Annotated in this window: 18 protein-coding genes and 1 tRNA gene; 6 read left to right on the top strand and 13 right to left on the bottom strand. The window is 65.8% G+C overall.

The features are described 5' to 3' along the window. Positions 1-45: 45 nt before the first annotated feature. Positions 46-1,422: a polysaccharide deacetylase family protein gene (locus BraRD5C2_RS06340; RefSeq protein ID WP_223967451.1), complete on the top strand. Its 1,377-nt coding sequence runs from the start codon at positions 46-48 to the stop codon at positions 1,420-1,422. A gap of 8 nt (positions 1,423-1,430) precedes the next feature. On the opposite strand, the gene BraRD5C2_RS06335 is transcribed toward BraRD5C2_RS06340, so the two are convergent. The 3 genes from BraRD5C2_RS06335 to BraRD5C2_RS06325 form a co-directional block, all read right to left on the bottom strand. Beyond that, positions 1,431-1,805 (bottom strand): hypothetical protein, encoded by a 375-nt coding sequence (locus BraRD5C2_RS06335; protein WP_223967450.1) that lies wholly within the window; start codon positions 1,803-1,805, stop codon positions 1,431-1,433. 240 nt (positions 1,806-2,045) lie between these two features. Further along, positions 2,046-2,130, bottom strand: a tRNA-Leu gene (locus BraRD5C2_RS06330). 92 nt (positions 2,131-2,222) lie between these two features. Then, positions 2,223-2,468: a FliM/FliN family flagellar motor switch protein gene (locus tag BraRD5C2_RS06325; protein WP_021080574.1), complete on the bottom strand. Its 246-nt coding sequence runs from the start codon at positions 2,466-2,468 to the stop codon at positions 2,223-2,225. A gap of 60 nt (positions 2,469-2,528) precedes the next feature. On the opposite strand from BraRD5C2_RS06325, the gene lipB reads away from it, so the two are divergent. Further along, positions 2,529-3,257, top strand: a complete 729-nt coding sequence (gene lipB, locus BraRD5C2_RS06320; RefSeq protein WP_223967449.1) for a lipoyl(octanoyl) transferase LipB — start codon at positions 2,529-2,531, stop codon at positions 3,255-3,257. A gap of 3 nt (positions 3,258-3,260) precedes the next feature. Here the strand turns inward: lipB and BraRD5C2_RS06315 are convergent, their stop codons facing one another. After that, positions 3,261-3,686, bottom strand: a complete 426-nt coding sequence (locus BraRD5C2_RS06315; RefSeq protein WP_223967448.1) for a tautomerase family protein — start codon at positions 3,684-3,686, stop codon at positions 3,261-3,263. 114 nt (positions 3,687-3,800) lie between these two features. Between BraRD5C2_RS06315 and BraRD5C2_RS06310 the strand changes: the two genes are divergently transcribed. Next, positions 3,801-4,658: a LysR family transcriptional regulator gene (locus tag BraRD5C2_RS06310; protein ID WP_223967661.1), complete on the top strand. Its 858-nt coding sequence runs from the start codon at positions 3,801-3,803 to the stop codon at positions 4,656-4,658. Positions 4,659-4,679: 21 nt separating this feature from the next. Here BraRD5C2_RS06310 and BraRD5C2_RS06305 read toward each other — a convergent pair whose 3' ends face one another. The 4 genes from BraRD5C2_RS06305 to BraRD5C2_RS06290 are packed head-to-tail and all read right to left on the bottom strand — an operon-like array spanning position 4,680 to position 7,798. After that, positions 4,680-5,105, bottom strand: a complete 426-nt coding sequence (locus BraRD5C2_RS06305; RefSeq protein ID WP_223967447.1) for a hypothetical protein — start codon at positions 5,103-5,105, stop codon at positions 4,680-4,682. A gap of 10 nt (positions 5,106-5,115) precedes the next feature. Continuing rightward, a complete protein-coding gene (locus tag BraRD5C2_RS06300; RefSeq protein WP_223967446.1) occupies positions 5,116-6,552 on the bottom strand; it encodes a TIGR01777 family oxidoreductase in 1,437 nt (478 codons plus the stop codon). Further along, the gene (locus tag BraRD5C2_RS06295; protein WP_223967445.1) at positions 6,549-7,214 is read right to left on the bottom strand and encodes a DUF4166 domain-containing protein; all 666 of its coding nucleotides are present in this window, start codon (positions 7,212-7,214) and stop codon (positions 6,549-6,551) included. The genes BraRD5C2_RS06300 and BraRD5C2_RS06295 overlap by 4 nt, the downstream gene beginning before the upstream one ends. A gap of 26 nt (positions 7,215-7,240) precedes the next feature. Further along, positions 7,241-7,798 carry a GbsR/MarR family transcriptional regulator gene (locus BraRD5C2_RS06290; RefSeq protein WP_223967444.1) on the bottom strand — a complete coding sequence of 186 codons (558 nt, stop codon included), beginning with the start codon at positions 7,796-7,798 and terminating at the stop codon, positions 7,241-7,243. A gap of 238 nt (positions 7,799-8,036) precedes the next feature. On the opposite strand from BraRD5C2_RS06290, the gene BraRD5C2_RS06285 reads away from it, so the two are divergent. Further along, a complete protein-coding gene (locus BraRD5C2_RS06285; protein WP_223967443.1) occupies positions 8,037-8,849 on the top strand; it encodes a class I SAM-dependent methyltransferase in 813 nt (270 codons plus the stop codon). Between the two features lie 7 nt (positions 8,850-8,856). Here the strand turns inward: BraRD5C2_RS06285 and BraRD5C2_RS06280 are convergent, their stop codons facing one another. The 5 genes from BraRD5C2_RS06280 to BraRD5C2_RS39370 form a co-directional block, all read right to left on the bottom strand. Continuing rightward, complete coding sequence (locus BraRD5C2_RS06280) at positions 8,857-9,156, bottom strand: acylphosphatase (protein ID WP_223967442.1); 300 nt, start codon at positions 9,154-9,156, stop codon at positions 8,857-8,859. Next, on the bottom strand, positions 9,153-10,019 hold the full coding sequence (locus BraRD5C2_RS06275; RefSeq protein WP_223967441.1) for an isocitrate lyase/PEP mutase family protein: 867 nt from the start codon (positions 10,017-10,019) through the stop codon (positions 9,153-9,155). The genes BraRD5C2_RS06280 and BraRD5C2_RS06275 overlap by 4 nt, the downstream gene beginning before the upstream one ends. A 79-nt stretch (positions 10,020-10,098) precedes the next feature. Continuing rightward, a complete protein-coding gene (locus tag BraRD5C2_RS06270; protein WP_223967440.1) occupies positions 10,099-12,114 on the bottom strand; it encodes an acetyl-CoA carboxylase biotin carboxylase subunit in 2,016 nt (671 codons plus the stop codon). 166 nt (positions 12,115-12,280) lie between these two features. Next, positions 12,281-12,487 (bottom strand): hypothetical protein, encoded by a 207-nt coding sequence (locus BraRD5C2_RS06265; RefSeq protein ID WP_223967439.1) that lies wholly within the window; start codon positions 12,485-12,487, stop codon positions 12,281-12,283. A gap of 53 nt (positions 12,488-12,540) precedes the next feature. Then, positions 12,541-12,672, bottom strand: a complete 132-nt coding sequence (locus tag BraRD5C2_RS39370) for a hypothetical protein (RefSeq protein ID WP_263009971.1) — start codon at positions 12,670-12,672, stop codon at positions 12,541-12,543. A gap of 159 nt (positions 12,673-12,831) precedes the next feature. Here BraRD5C2_RS39370 and BraRD5C2_RS06260 point away from each other — a divergent pair, with 159 nt between their 5' ends. Together BraRD5C2_RS06260 and BraRD5C2_RS06255 are read left to right on the top strand one after the other, a co-directional pair. Next, entirely contained in the window at positions 12,832-13,629 is a 798-nt protein-coding gene (locus tag BraRD5C2_RS06260) for a thermonuclease family protein (protein WP_223967438.1), read from the top strand. Between the two features lie 91 nt (positions 13,630-13,720). Then, positions 13,721-16,189: a PAS domain-containing hybrid sensor histidine kinase/response regulator gene (locus BraRD5C2_RS06255; RefSeq protein ID WP_223967437.1), complete on the top strand. Its 2,469-nt coding sequence runs from the start codon at positions 13,721-13,723 to the stop codon at positions 16,187-16,189. Positions 16,190-16,201: the final 12 nt, after the last annotated feature.

Raw genomic sequence — 16,201 nt, 5'->3', positions numbered from 1 at the left:
CGTCCTTAAGGATTCGTCAGTGCGTTTGGAATGCAGCCGAGATCGATGATTACAGACGTCCTGGTGATGATCCGGAAGCGGTCGCGGACCGTGATCGGCGCGGCGCTGCTGGGCTGCTGCTTCATGACGCCGCAGGCCGCCCTTGCCGCGGATTGCCCTGGTAACCCCAACGCACTCGGCACTTCGCGGACCCTCGTCGTCGATCCCACCGCGCATCCGCGGATCGGCACCATGCAGTATCCGGAGACGCTGCCGCTCGCCGATCACGAGGTGGTGCTGACCTTCGACGACGGACCGCTGCCGAAATACAGCAACCAGGTGCTGGCCATTCTCGCTAGCCAGTGCGTCAAGGCGACCTTCTTCACCATCGGCTCCCAGGCCCGATTCAATCCGGAGGGCGTGCGCAAGCTGATCGCCGCCGGACATACCGTCGGCACGCACAGCCAGAATCATCCGTTGACGATGAACAAGATGCCGCTCGAAAAGGTACGGCAGGAAGTCGACGACGGCATCGCCTCGACGCTCGCCGCGCTCAACGGCGACAAGAGCAAGCTGGCGCCGTTCTTCCGGATCCCCGGCCTGATGCGCGCCGAGATCCCCGAAGCCTATCTGGCGTCGCAGGGCATCCAGGTCTGGAGCGCCGACTTCCCGGCTGACGACTGGCGCCACATCTCGCCGCAGCGGGTCTACGACCTCGCGATCCAGCGGATCGAGGCCAAGCACAAGGGCATCCTGCTGCTGCACGACATCCAGCCGCGCACCGTCGCGGCACTGCCGCGCATCCTGAACACGCTGAAGGAGCGCGGCTACCGCATCGTCCATGTCGTGCCCGCGACAGCGGACCGCCCGGCGACGCCGACCGAGCCGCAGCAATGGTTCATGCGTCCGCCGACCGAGACAATCGCGATCACGCGCTGGCCCAAAATACCGAACTTCGTCTTCACCGCGACGCGGACGCTGCCGGCGCCGGTGTTTGCCGACATGGATTGGCGCGATGCCGACATCCTCGATCACGCGCAGCGCGCGCGCGTCGGCGCATCCGTCCGCACGCTGTGGCCACAGCCGCAGCTCACCGGGCCGGCGCCGATCGCGACATTGCCAATACCGGCGGCTGACGTGTTTCGCATTCCCGAAGCGCTGGACGTGACCCTGCTGGCGGCCCGCTCGGCGGCCGATCGCCGCCTCGCACAGCGCGCGGCAGCTGTCCCCGGCGTTGGCGCATCGCGCGCGCAGACGATGTCAGCGCGCCAGGCCAAGCAACCGAAGCAGGCCGCGCATCAGCTCCCCGCTGCGGCTCACGGCCGGCTTCACGGCGCGCCGCTGCGTGTCGCGCCGCCGGCCGCGAGCAATGCGTCGGTCCATGTCGCCAAGCGTACCCCGCGCGCCGAGGCCTCGGCGGCCGGCAAGCGCGTGCCGGACTAGCGTGCGACCTAGCTGACCACGATCTTGGCGACGCAGAGCAGGATCACCAGCGCCAGGAAGAAGATGTCGATATAGGATTTGATCTCGCCGGCATGCCTGAGCGCGGTGACGTCGGCGACGATCTGCTTGCGCGAAGCCACGGCATTCGGCCCCTCGCCGGCCGCGGCCGCCAGCCGTCGCGTCTCGCCTTCGAGGCGCTCGATTCGCTGGAAGAAATAGAACGAGCGCAGGCCCGAGAGGGCATGCATCGTTGCATAGACCAGGACCAGGATCGCGACCGTCGCGCGCTGCTCGTATTTTTCCGGCAGGTTCAGCGTGAAATAGACCAGCCCCAGGAACACGAAGTTGGAGAGGATACGGTAGGCGTAGCTGGCAAAGATCATCAGTGGCTCCGGGTGGGGCTGGCTTGCGGCCGCGCGATCGGGAGAAGCGGCGGCCTCCGGTCGGCAGCGCCACGCCCACGAGGCCATGCATCCGCGAAACTACCTGACCGGTGTTACAGGACCGCATCGACCGACGCCTTGACGTCACCCGCCGGCGCTCGCCGGGCCCGCCCCGGGGGCGCGGGGCCGGTGCGGCCAGTTCGTCGAATAATCCAGCGATTTCAAGGATCAGCTGAGGTGTGGTGCGCTCGGAGGGACTCGAACCCCCACGGTGTTACCCACTGCCACCTCAAGGCAGCGCGTCTACCAATTCCGCCACGAGCGCTAAGGATGTCGGATGGAACCCTAGGGCGCCGCCGCATCGAGGGGGCCATGTAACAAATCATGCATGCAGGGACAAGGCGCTTGATGCATGAATTAGCTGCGAACCCCGGGAGATTTCGGCAGCATCTGCTTGACCTCGACCGCAATCCGGTTGCGGTCGACCAGGACGACGCCGCTGGCCACCGGCAGGTTGTTGGCGAGTATCTTGACCTCGTCGGCCTCGGTGGCATCCAGTTCGATGATGGCGCCGCGGGACAGCCGCATGACCTGGTGGATCGGCATGGTGGTCGTGCCGAGGACCACCATGAGATCGACGCTGACTTTATCGAGGGTGGGCACTTCTGAACCGCCGAACTGGAACTAAATTGTGGATTCACCTGACCACGTTAGAGTTAGCCAATGGTTAACGACCGCCAAAGCCTCGATTTGACGACCTTTGCGCGCCCTTCGGGCGGCGACGCGGTCGAATGGCGGATCTCGGACCGTCCGGTGCCCTACCCCGATTCTCTCGCCGCGATGGACACAAGGGTGGCTGCGATCGCCGAGGGCTCGGCGCCGGAACTGGTGTGGCTGCTCGAGCATCCGCCGCTTTACACCTCCGGCACCAGCGGCAAGGCCGACGATCTGCTGGCGCCGCGCTTTCCGACCTTCCAGAGCGGCCGCGGCGGCCAGGTCACCTATCACGGCCCGGGCCAGCGCGTTGCCTATGTGATGCTCGACCTGAAGCGGCGTCGGCCGGACGTGCGCGCCTATGTCGCCTCGCTGGAGGAATGGATCATCCGCACGCTGGCCGCCTTCAACGTCCGCGGCGAGCGCCGCGAGGACCGCGTCGGGGTCTGGGTGCGGCGTCCGGACAAGGGGCCGGGACATGAGGACAAGATCGCCGCGATCGGCTTGCGGCTGCGCCGCTGGGTCTCGTTCCACGGCATCGCGATCAATGTCGAGCCCGACCTCTCGCACTTCCAGGCGATCGTGCCCTGCGGCGTGGTCGATCCGCGCTACGGCGTGACCTCGCTGGTCGATCTCGGGCTGCCGGTCACGATGGCCGATGTCGACATCGCGCTCCGGCAGGCATTTTCCGAGGTGTTCGGCGGCATAGCGGCGCGCCTGCCGGAAGCGACCTCATAGGACCTACGCCGCCTTCTGCGACGCGACCTCGAGCTTGCCGGCGATGTAGCGGCGCTCCTGGGTCAGCCCGCCGAAGCCGTAGGCATCGCCCTTCACCTCGTCGACATGGGCGTAGCTCTCGGTGTGGAGCGGCCCGAGCAATTCGCCCATCCGCTTGAACAGCGCGGCGAGATAGGCCGCCTTCTCGTCCTTGGTGTTGGTGCCTTCGGTAACGTGGATGTCGAGCCAGTAGCTCGCGAGCCCCTGCTCGGCGAGCGACTTGCCGCCGGCGAACCAGTCGGCCGCGTCGGCGGACTTCACGATGATTGCCGTGACCTTGGGGTCCTTGTGCAGAATCGCTGCGGTCAGGTCCGACACGGCCGCGGCGATGTCGGACTTCAGCGACGGCCTCTCGCGGGAGGTCGCATAGGTGACGGTGATGAGCGGCATGATCGGTCTCCTTGAATTCGGTTGGCGCGGTCAATCGCGCCTCCTCTAGCTAGACCTTTGCGCATCATGTTGGTATCTTATCTAGATGGATAGCAATGATAACGTTTCTTGATCATGACGGCGACGCTCGATATCGACACCGTGCAGGCGTTCCTCCTCGTCGCCGAGCTGCAGGGCTTCACCCGTGCCGCCGAGGCGCTCGGCACCACGCAGGCGGCGATCAGCATGAAATTGCAGCGGCTCGAAACCGTGCTCGGCAAGCGGCTGGTCGAGCGCTCGCCGCGCGCGGTGCGGCTGACCGCCGATGGCGCGGCGTTCCTGCATCACGCCCGCGCGCTGATCGAGGTGCATGACCGCGCACTTTCCGGCGAGAAGCCGGCGCGGCAGCAACTCACGCTCGGGATCAGCGATCACGCCGCTGGTCCGGAACTGGTGCCGCTGCTGGAGCGCCTGCACGCAATGGCCTCCCAGCTTGCGCTCGCCGTGACCATCGGCTTCTCGCGCGAGATGCTCGACGCCTACGATGGCGGCGAGCTTGACGCCGTGATCGTACGCCAGGAAGGCAGCCGGCGTGGCGGCGAGAAACTGACTGAAGACGAATTCGGCTGGTTCGCCGCCAAGCGCTTCGTCTGGCCGCGCGGCGATGCGCTGCCACTCGCTACTCTGGCGCCGCCGTGCGGGGTGCGCGCCCTCGCCGTCCGCTCGCTCGACAAGGCCGGCATCGCGTGGACCGAAGGCTTCGTCGGCGGCGGCGTCACGGCGGTGGTCGCGGCCGCGCTCGCAGGCCTTGCCGTCGCACCGCTCGTCCGCCGCATCGCGCCGCCGGGCCTGATCGACATCGGGCCCACGCACAAGCTGCCGCGGCTTGGTACCTCAAAGGTGATGCTGCATTCGAAGGTCAGCGATCCCGCGAAGCTCGCCGCATTACGGACGTTGGCAGCGACGTTCCGGAGTGTGGCGTCAGCGGCGTAGTGCGAGCATAGCTCAGCGGCATCACGAGGAATGCTCGGCGGCTTCCAGCTCTCTCACGACAAACCAGTAGGTCAGGCCCGCGGCAAATCCGGCAGCGGCGAACAGGCAGACAAATCCGGATGTCCAGACGGCCGGAGACCGCAGCAGCACCGTGATGCTCAATGCGCCGATCGCCGCACCTGCACCGGCGAAGAACCCCGCGGATCGGATTTCCAACTCCTTGCTCAGCCAGATCACGATCGCTGCGGGAATCGCGGTCAGCACACATGTGACGACGAGAACCAGGAATGTGGGAAGCAGAAGCGCGATGGCGCCTCCCAGTAGCCTCATGATGTCGCCGCCGGATGCGACCATCAAGAGGGTCTGGACAACGCCGGAGAGAACCGCAGTTGCGGCTCCGCATCCGGCGAGCCAACCTCCAAATGCACGGCAACCGTCATCAGACATGTCGCCCTCCTCACAAGATCGCATCGAACGCGCTGCGCAAGGTTTCGTGCCGGAACACAAAGCCGTTGCTGAGCGCCTTGTTCGGCAGCACGCGCTGGCCGCCAAGCAGGAGCTCGTTGGCGAAGTCGCCGCCGACTGCGCGAAGCAGCGCGGCCGGCACGCGGAAGATCGCGGGCCGATGCAGGCGCCGCCCCAGCTCCTCGGTGAACTTCGTATTGGTCACCGGGATCGGCGCCGTCGCGTTGATCGGGCCAGATAGTTCAAGTTTCGCGATCACATGCGCGATCAGGCGCACCAGATCGTCACGCTCGATCCATGACATCCACTGCTTGCCCGAGCCGAGCGGGCCGCCGAGACCGAATTCGAACGGCGTCAGCATCCGCGTGATGAAGCCGCCATCGGTGCCGACCACGAGACCGGTCCGCAAATACGCCACGCGCACGCCGTGATCGGCGGCTGGCTTCGCCGCATTCTCCCAGGCCTCGCACAGTTCGTGACTGAAGCAGGCATGGGATTTCGCAGACTCCGTCAGCACCTGGTCCTGCCAGAGCCCGTACCAGCCGATCGCAGACCCGCTCACCAGTACCGCCGGCTTGCGTTCGAGCCGCGCGATCAGCCTGATCACCTCGGCCGTCATGTCGACACGCGAGGCGATGATCTTGCGGCGCTTGGCTTCAGTCCATAGACCGTTACCGATCGGCTCGCCCGCGAGATTGACGATGGCGTCGATCTTGCTATCGGCAGGCAGCTGGTCGAGGCTCGTGATCAGCGTCACCGGCGGCGACAGCATCTCGGCCTTCGCCGGATTGCGGATCAGCGCAATCACCTGATGGCCTGATGCGGTGAGGCTTGCGGCCAGGCGGCTGCCGATGAAACCGGTCGCACCGGTGATGAGCGCGGTCTGCGGCGCCGGCAATTTCTCGACCAGGGTGGCGGCCGGCCCGCTGACCATACGTCCCAGCCGCCTGGCAGCGGCGAAGTCGCGCGCACCGAACAGCGCGGCGCCGAAGGCCGCAGCCGTTGCGAACACGCTTAGGAGGCCCGCGGAGGCCTGCACCACAGCAGTCGGCAGCATCGCCCAGCCGATCAGGACTGGCACCAGCAGCACCAGAATGGCGCCGTAGTTGATCGCCAGCAGCGTATGATTGATCCGCTCGCTCGGCGGCAGCTTCCGGCTCAGATCCTCCTCGACGAAATCCATCAGCGTGATGACCACTTCGACGACCAGCACGGCCATGACGGCGAGCGCAAGAATGCCGTGCACCTCCAGCCAGCCGAGCACGAGGAATAGCAACGCATAGAGCATGTTCCGCACGCTGTGCAGCTGCAGCTCATGGCGCTGCGAGGGACGCCAGGCCAGCCGCTCGGTGAATTCGTGGTGATAGAAGGTGTCGAAGGCGCCCATCGCGATCTGGATGGCGACCAAAGTCCACAGCAGCGGCGTCATGACGAGGCCTCCCTGAACACGGCGGACTGACGGATCAGCCGGCCGAAACGCGGGTGGATGATCTCCAGCGTGAAGCGGAAGTCGCCGCAGCCGAGGTCAGAGTGAGTCACGGTGAGATCGCCGGGCGTGAGCCATTCGGGCAGCGGCAGGTGAAACGGACCGAGTTGCAATGAATAGCCGACGCTGTGAAACACCAGCGCTTCGTGCTCGACCGCGATCCGCAGCGCCATGCTGACGCCGAAGCCGACATACTCCTCGAGCCCGGTCGGCCCGGCAAAGCGCTTGGCGGAATGGATCACCTGCGGAAAGCCGTCGCGGCGCGCGCAGATGCGGGTCCAGATCTGACCGCCGCTCGCGGCGTCCTCGGTGACCGTGACGATCATCGGCACGCCGGTCTCGGTGCCGGTCGGAAGTGGTCCGCCGATCAGACGCGCGGCCTGTGCCAGCCACCAGCCGGCGCGGCTGCTCGAGGCTTCCTCGACCTCGCCGACATAGACGACGGTGTTGCCGTCCTCGAACCGCTTCGAGAAACGCCGCCAGATCGCAACCGGCAGGCGGCCCCAATCCTCGTCCGGCAGCAACGCGCGGAAGCGATGATCGTCGAACAGTTTCGTATCGGAAGCCGGCGCTGTCTTTAAGGTCGATATCCTTGCTGACGCCATCGCACACTCCCGTTACGCCGCCGCCCCTATTTGGCTCTGCCTGTCGGCAGGAAACTCACGATCTTCTCGCCGAGCCTGATCAACGCGACCAGGCGCGGCCGTGGCACGTTCAGCATCTGCGTGTACCAGCGGTCGACCAGCTCGGTGAATGTCAGCATCTCCTTCAGCCGCTTGCTGGCGAGCGCGCTGATGGCGGGATCGTCGGCAGCGTCGGAGACGCAGGCGCGTAGCGCCGCAAGCGCGGGATCGATCTCGCGCTCCTTACGCCCGGCCGCGATCTTCGCCGCGACCTCCCAGATGTCGGTCTCGGCCTCGAAATGGTCGCGGCGATCGCCAAGAATCGGCACCCGCCGGATCAATCCCCAGGACAGCAATTCCTTGATCGAGTTGGAGACGTTGGAGCGCGCCATGCCGAGCGTGTCCGCGATGTCTTCCGCAGTCATCGGCGCCTCGGCGAGGTAGAGCAGCCCGTGGATCTGGCTGACCGAACGGTTGACGCCCCATTGGTCGCCCATGTCGCCCCAATGCAGGATGAAGCGCTCGACGGCGGCGGGGAGTTTTTTCTTGGCGGTTATTTCTGTCATGACAGAAATATCAGATTGTTCGGAGCGAAAGTCAAGAGGCGCCGGGAGCCGCTCTTGAGCGACGGTGCGGCGGTCCGCCCGGTGACCGGCGTGACGAACGCGTCACTCCAATCCATCGCGGGCGGCAGCCTTTTTCTTCGTAACCACCGAACCTTCGTCCACGCTGAACGGACACAAAACTCTAGGGCCGCGCTGTGGAAAGCCGGTCGCCGGCCCCGTTTCTCGAGGAGCATCAGCCATGACAGGGTCGGACAAGGAGTTCGTCGGTTCCATTCCCGAACTCTATGACCGGCTGCTCGTGCCGATGATTTTTGAACCCTACGCACGCGACCTAGCGCAACGCGCCAAGGCACTCGGCCCGCGCGACCTGCTTGAGACGGCCGCGGGCACCGGTGCCGTCACGCGTGCGCTGTGGTCGGCGCTCGGCCGCGACACAAGGATCGTGGCGACCGACCTGAATGAACCCATGCTCGAACGGGCGAAATCGCGCATGCCGGACGGGGCCGATATCAGGTGGCGGCAGGCCGACGCGCTCAACCTGCCGTTCGACAAAGCAAGCTTCGATGTCGTCGCCTGCCAGTTCGGCGCGATGTTCTTCCCCGACAAGCGCAAGGGTTATTCGGAGGCGCATCGTGTCCTGAAGCCGGGAGGCCGTTTCCTGTTCAGCGTGTGGGATCGCATTGAAGCCAACGAGTTCGCCGACGTGGTGACCCAGGCACTGGCAGAGGTTTTCCCGGCCGATCCGCCGCGATTCCTGGCGCGCACGCCTCATGGCCACTACGCGGCAGACCCCATCCGGGCCGATCTCTTGGCCGCGGGGTTCAGCAAGATCGAGATCGACACCGTCCGGCAGCAAAGCCGCGCGAACGCGCCGCACGATCCGGCGATCGGGTTTTGCCAAGGTTCACCGCTGCGCGGCGAGATCGAGGCGCGCGGCGGTATCGGCCTTGATGCTGCGACTGAGCACGCCGCAGCGGCGCTCGCGCGCCGCTTCGGCAACGGCGCGATCGAAGGCCGCATTCAGGCGCTGGTGATCACGGCTGTTGCGTGACCACGCGTCAGACCGTCGGCAGGACCGAGAACCGCTGCCCTGCCCGGCGCTGGTTCAAAAGATCGGAAGTGCCGCTCCCGGCGTGCACGGCATCGACCCGCGCCGAGAACGGTCCGCGGCCACATGCAGAGATCATGTCGGCGACAACGTTGTCGGCTCCGGCGAACACCGCCTCGACGCTGCCGTCACGGCGGTTACGGACCCAGCCTTCGAGGCCGCGCGCGTTCGCCTGCTCGTCCACCCAGGCACGATAGCCGACGCCCTGGACACGGCCGCTGATCGTGACATGGCGGATCACGCCGCTCATTTCTTCAGACCGAGGAACTCGCCGCTGCGCGCCTTGGTCTCCGCCTCGCGCATCACCCGTCCGGTCAGTTCGGACGAGGCGACGCCCTTGAGGTGCTTCGGCGAAGTGCCTTCGCGCAGCGCCTTCAGCGTCTCGTAGACGGCCTGGGTTGCGGCCGCGAACGGCGCGTGGCCCTGCAGCGCAATTCTGACGCGCTGGCTTGCCAGATAATCCAGCGCGGTCATCTCTTCCGGCGCGCCGCCGAGCACGATCGGCAGTGTCGTCGCGGCCGAAAGCGCTTCAAGCTCCTCGCGCGACTTGATGCCGGTGAAGAACAGTCCATCGACGCCGACCGCCTCATAGGCTTTGGCACGCATGACCGCGTCATCGAGATCAGTGATCGAGACGGCACCGGTCCGGCCCAGGATGACGAGCGACGGATCGCTGCGCCCGTCGAGCGCGGCCTTCATCTTCCCGACGCCTTCATCGAGCGAGATCAGCTGCGCCTTGGCCTGACCGAACGCTTGCGGCAGCAACGTGTCCTCGATGGTGAGGCCCGCGGCACCGGCGGCTTCGACCTCCTGAACCGTGCGGCGAACGTTGAGGGCATTGCCGTAACCGTGGTCGGCATCGACCAGCACAGGCAGGGTCGACGCGCGCGACATCCGGCGTACCTGCTCGGCGAATTCGGTCAGCGTGATCAGCGCAATATCGGGATCGCCGAGCACGGCGAGCGACGCCACCGAGCCGCCGAACATGCCGAGCTCGAAACCGAGATCTTCCGCGATCCGGATCGAGGTCGCGTCATAGACCGAGCCCGGGCGAATGCAGGTTGATCCGCTCAGAATCGATCGCAGTGCTTCGCGGCGCTTGCGGAAGGCCATGTCTCTGACTCCTTGTTCGTCCTTGCGAGAGCGCCGGCGACGACTGGTCCGCCGGAGCCTTCGCGAAGGCGGAGCTCTTTTATGCGAACTCCAGGATCAGCGCGTCGACCGCGAGCGTGGCGCCGGCGGCGGCGTGGATCTTCTTGACCGTGCCGTCGCGCTCGGCGCGCAGCACGTTCTGCATCTTCATGGCTTCCACCACCGCGAGCGTCTCGCCGGCCTTGACCTCCTGGCCCTCGGTCACCGCGATCGACACCACGAGCCCGGGCATCGGGCACAGCAACTTCTTGCCGGTGTCGGCGGCCGAAACCACAGGCATCAGCTGCGCCGAGGTCGCCTCGGTCTCGGTGAAGACATAAACCGGCACCTCAAAACCCTGATGCGCGAGGCGGAAGCCGTTGTTGATGGCGCGCACCTGCACGGCGACAAAATTGCCGTCGATGGTGCCCTGCCAGACCGGCTCGCCCGGCACCCAACTCGACACCAGATTGTGCGGATTGCCGGGCAGCCCGTCGGTGCCAATGAAGCGCACCGCGATGGCGTCATCCTCGCGCGCGACGTCGAGCGCGATCTCGGCGCGATCGAGCCACACCGCGCGGCGGCGCTCGCGCAGCACCACGCGCCCGCCCATCTGGCCGGAGATCTGCCGCTTGCGTTCGCCAAGCACGTGATCGATCGCGGCGCCGACCGCCGCGAGCCGCCTCGCAATCTCACCCTCGGGCGCACGCGCCGAAAATCCCTTCGGGAATTCCTCCGCGATGAAGCCGGTCGAGAGCCGGCCCTCACGCCAGCGCGGATGGTTCATCAATGCCGACAGGAACGGAATGTTGTGCCTGATGCCGTCGACATAGAAAGCGTCGAGCGCAGTCGCCTGCGCCTCGATCGCGGCGGCGCGCGACGGGGCATGGGTGACGAGCTTGGCGATCATCGGATCGTAATGGATCGAGATTTCGCCGCCCTCCTGCACGCCGGTGTCGTTGCGGATCGTGATGCCGTCATGGCTGGCCTCGGCCGGCGGACGGTATTTCACCAGGCGGCCGATCGACGGCAGGAAGTTGCGGAACGGATCCTCGGCATAGACGCGGGACTCGACCGCCCAGCCGGTCAGCGTGACGTCCTTCTGCGCGAGCGCAAGCTTCTCGCCGGCCGCGACGCGGATCATCTGCTCGACAAGGTCGATGCCGGTGATCAGCTCGGTGACGGGATGCTCCACCTGCAGGCGGGTGTTCATCTCCAGGAAGTAGAAGCTCTTGTCCTGGCCGGCGACGAATTCCACCGTGCCGGCCGAATCGTAGTTCACGGCCTTGGCGAGCGCGACCGCCTGCTCGCCCATCTTGCGGCGGGTCTGCTCGTCGAGCAGCGGCGACGGCGCTTCCTCGATGACCTTCTGGTTGCGGCGCTGGATCGAGCACTCGCGCTCGCCGAGATAGATCACGTTGCCATGCTTGTCGCCGAGGATCTGGATCTCGATGTGCCTGGGATCGACGATGAATTTCTCGATGAAGACGCGGTCGTCGCCGAACGACGATTTGGCTTCCGCCTTGGCGAGGTTGAAGCCTTCGGCGACTTCGCCCTTCGAGTGCGCGATGCGCATGCCCTTGCCGCCGCCGCCGGCGGAGGCCTTGATCATCACGGGATAGCCGATCTCGTCGGCGATCTGGACGGCGTGCTTGTCGTCCTCGATGACACCGAGATGGCCGGGCACGGTCGAGACCTTGGCCTTGGCCGCGGCCTTCTTGGATTCGATCTTGTCGCCCATCGCGGCGATGGCGCCGGGGTTCGGGCCGATGAAGACAATGCCGGCGGCTTCCAGCGCGCGCGGAAACGCCTCGCGCTCGGACAGGAAGCCGTAGCCGGGATGCACCGCCTGCGCGCCGGTCTTGCGACAGGCGTCGACGATCTTGTCGATTAAAAGATAGCTCTCGGCCGCGGCCGGCGGGCCGATCAACACGGCGTCGTCGGCCATCTCGACATGCAGCGCGTCGCGGTCGGCCTCGGAGTAGACGGCAACCGTCTCAATCCCCATACGGCGCGCAGTCTTGATGACCCGGCAGGCGATCTCGCCGCGGTTGGCGATCAGGATTCGTTTGAACATGCTCTTCTTGCTTGGGCTTTGGGCAGGATTCCTCCCCGCGCAATCCGGCACGGGCGATTGGGCGTAACCGCTCCGTGGTACAGCAAAATGCCCCGGAGGCAAATGCAGACCCGGCCCCGGCGTGGCCAATCCTTGCCCAGTCCTTGGCGGTAGCCTGAGGGGTGTTTCAGCCCGAATAGGTCTTGAAGCGGCCGAGCGAATGCGCCTTCGCGACGGCCTTCATCAGCTCGCTGACCTCATTCTCCAGGAATTCATTGGCCACGATCAGCGCCCGGATGGTCGCACGCAAATTGCCGCCGCAGGCGGAAATCGCCTGATCGACAGCCGCTTCCAGCCCGTCATCGTCATCAGATTCGGGCCGTGCAGACATCATGGGGCATCCGGGATTCAGGTGGCACATCATGTTCCTATTTTGTTCTCATGAAGTCAATCGGATCTTTGCTCGGAAGCTGTTTCCTGAGGCGCCGTTGGTCTCTTCCGCCGCCAGCGCGCGAGGCATTGCAGGGTCCAGATGTCGGTGATGACATCGGCAATGAGGTTGATGATGAACTCGGCCATATCAGCATCCTTATCGATGGCAGTGTCCGGCCGTTCTACGTCGCGGAATGCCGATCGGGATGTGACGGCGCGCACGCATCTCGTGCGAACAGGCCTTGGTTGGATCGTACCTGCCTGTGCTAGAAGTTCGGCTGCCCGCCAAAAATCTGAAGTGAGAAAATGCGGTTTCGCAATCCGGTCATCACGACGCTTCTCCTGACATGCCTGTCCGCGAGCGCTGTCCTCTCCGCAACGGCTGCCCTGTCTGCGACCGCTGGCCCCTCGGCCACGGCGATCGTCAAGGACGCCGGCACGCTTCAGCTCGGCAACACGGTCTATCGGCTCGACGGCATCGACGCGCCGGCGGCCGACCAGCTCTGCATCGACGAGCACGCCGACGTCTGGACCTGCGGGATTGAAGCGCGCGACCAGCTCACAAAGCTGATCGGCGGCAAGCCGATTCATTGCGACGATATCGGCGTCGATCCGACCTTCAAGAAGCGCCGCCTCGGCGTCTGCAAGCTCGAGGGTGACCCGACCAGCCTCAGCCAGGTGATGGTGCAGAAGGGCTACGCGCTCAACGTCGAGACATCGGCCACTGGCCGATTCAAGCCGGATCAAGCCACCGCCAAGGACGGTCGTGCGGGACTGTGGAAGGGCTGCTTCGTGGCGCCGCGCGATTTTCGTCTCGGCAAGAAGGACGGCGCCCTGCTTGGCAACGCCTGCCCGGCCGACCGTGACACGCAGATCCGCAATGCGCTCTTCCCGGACGACCTGCCGATGCCGGCAAGCTGCAATATCAAGGGCAAGTATGCCGTCCGCGCCCGCGTCACCGGCAATGTCGGCATCTATCATTTGCAGGCGTGCCGCAGTTACCCGGGCCTCGGCAATCCGGATCGCTGGTTCTGCTCCGAGGAGGACGCGCAGGCCGCCGGGTTCCGCAGGGCCTATAATTGCCGTCCGCCCAAAGGCAAATGAGGGGCAAGTGACGGGCGAGTGATCGCCGCAAATCGCGCTGGAAAAACCGCCGCTTCCTGTGTGAAACTGCGCCGAGAGGTTGCCGGCGCGTATGACCCCACCCGATCCCGCTGATGTGCTTCCCGAAGCTGCGGCAGCCGAACGGCTGCGGCAGCACCTTGAGGAGATCGCGCGCGAACGCGACCGCGCCCATCGCGAGCTTCAGGAGCGCGAGGCCGAGCTGGCACGGATCCAGCGCATCGCGCGGGTCGGCGGGCTCGAGATCGATTTCCGCGACGGCGTGCGCAACCGCCGCTCCCCCGAATATCTGCTGGTGCATGGCCTGCCTCCCGAGGAGGTCAACGAGACCTACGAGAACTGGGTCGCGCGCATCCACCCCGACGATCGCGAACGAACCATCAGCCACCTGTTCGGCGTGCTCAAGGCCGGCGGCGAGGATTACACCGCCGAGTACCGCATCATCCGCCCGAACGACGGCGAGAGCCGCTGGATCCGGGTCGTCGCCAAGATCGACCGCGATCGCAACGGCCGTGCGCTGCGGCTGGTCGGTGCCGATCTCGACGTCACCGATCAGATGCTGGCGCAGGAAACCCTGCGCGAGAGCGAGGAACGCTTCCGCCTGATCGCCGACAGCGCGCCGGTGCCGATCTGGGTGACCAAGCTCGACCGCACCCGCTCGTTCGCCAACCAGGCGTATCTCGATTTCCTCGGCCTGCCGTTCGAGGAAGCGGTCGTGTTCGACTGGCGCAAGGCGCTGCATCCGGATGATCTGCCGAACATCCTGCAGGAGCAGATCACCGGCGAATTGTCGCTCAAGCCGTTCGTGCTCGAGGCACGCTATCGCAACGCCGCGGGCGATTGGCGCTGGCTGCGCTCGGAATCGCAACCGCGCTGGGACCCGAACGGCAAGCATATCGGCTTCATCGGCGTCGCCCACGACATCACGGCGGCCAAGGAAGCCGAGATCGAGCTGCGCAAGCTCAACGAGTCGCTGGAGCGACGCATCCTGGAGCGCACCGCCCAGCTCGAATCCCGCGAAGCACAGACCCGCGCGATCCTGGAAACCAGCCACCAATACCAGATGCTGCTCAACCGCGATGGCGGCCTGCTCTACAGCAACCAGACCGCGCTGGCCGGCATCCGCGCCGAGGCGGCGGATGTCGTTGGCAAGCCGTTCTGGGATACGCCCTGGTTCACCGCGACCGACGGCATGCCGCGCGTGATCCAGAATGCCTTTGCAACCGCGATGCGCGGCGAGGACGTCAAGATCGAGCTGCAATTGCAGCTGCCGATCGGCGAGCGGTATTTCGATTTCGCCATGCGCCCGTTGCAGGACCAGCACGGCACCATCGTCGGCGCGGTGCCGGAGGCCGTCGATATCACCGAACGGCGCCTCGGCGAGGAAGCGCTGCGGCAGTCGCAGAAGATGGAAGCGGTCGGCCAGCTCACCGGCGGCGTCGCGCACGACTTCAACAATCTGCTCACCATCATCCGCTCCGCGACCGACTTCCTGCGCCGCCGCGAGCTGCCGGACGAGCGGCGACGCCGCTATATCGACGCGATCTCCGAGACCGTCGAGCGGGCCTCCAAGCTCACCGCGCAGCTCCTGGCGTTCGCCCGCCGGCAACCGCTCAATCCGGAAGTGTTCAATGTCGGAACGCAGGTCGACAGCGTGGTGCAACTGATCCGCCCGCTGGCTGGCGCGCGGATTCACATCGAGGTCAGGATCGAGGATCCCGACTGCTTTGCGATCGCCGACATTGGCCAGTTCGAGACCGCGATGATCAATCTTGCGGTCAATGGCCGCGATGCCATGAACGGCGAGGGCCAGCTGACGATCGGCGTCAGGAAGGTCAAGCACATCCCTGCCCTGCGCGCCCAGGCCTCGCGCAGCGGCGATTTCGTGACGGTTTCGATCCAGGATACCGGCACCGGCATCTCGCCGGAAAATCTCGACGCGATCTTCGAACCGTTCTTCACCACCAAGGAGGTCGGCAAGGGAACCGGTCTCGGCCTGAGCCAGGCCTTCGGCTTCGTCAAGCAATCCGACGGCGACATCGAAGTGACCTCTACGCCGGGGCAAGGCGCGACCTTTACCATCTATCTGCCGCAGGCGATGCGCCCGGCGGACGCCAAGGTCGCGGCCAGTGCCGGCATCGAGCAGGCCTCGATCGGCCGCGGCTATCGCGTCCTCGTGGTCGAGGACAACGACGATGTCGGCCAGTTCTCCACGGAGCTGCTCGAGGATCTCGGTTATTCGGTCAAGCGCGCGGCGAATGCCAACGCGGCGCTGTCGATCCTCTCCGAGAACGAGTTCGCCGCCGACCTCGTGTTCTCCGACGTGATCATGCCCGGCATGAATGGCGTCGAGCTCGCCGGCGTGATCCGCGATCGCTTTCCCGGCCTGCCGGTGGTGCTGACCAGTGGCTACAGCAACGTGCTCGCCGAGAACGCGCATAGCGGCTTCGAGCTGATCCAGAAACCCTATTCGGTCGAGGCGCTGTCGCGCACGCTCCGCAAGGCGATCGCCGAGCAGCGGGCGACCGCCTCAAAACCCTGATCCCGCTGCCCG

The organism is Bradyrhizobium sp. RD5-C2 (assembly GCF_019972155.1).
Taxonomy (GTDB): domain Bacteria; phylum Pseudomonadota; class Alphaproteobacteria; order Rhizobiales; family Xanthobacteraceae; genus Bradyrhizobium.
Note: the sequence above shows the minus strand (reverse complement) of the source record. Positions and strands in the feature narration are given on the sequence as shown.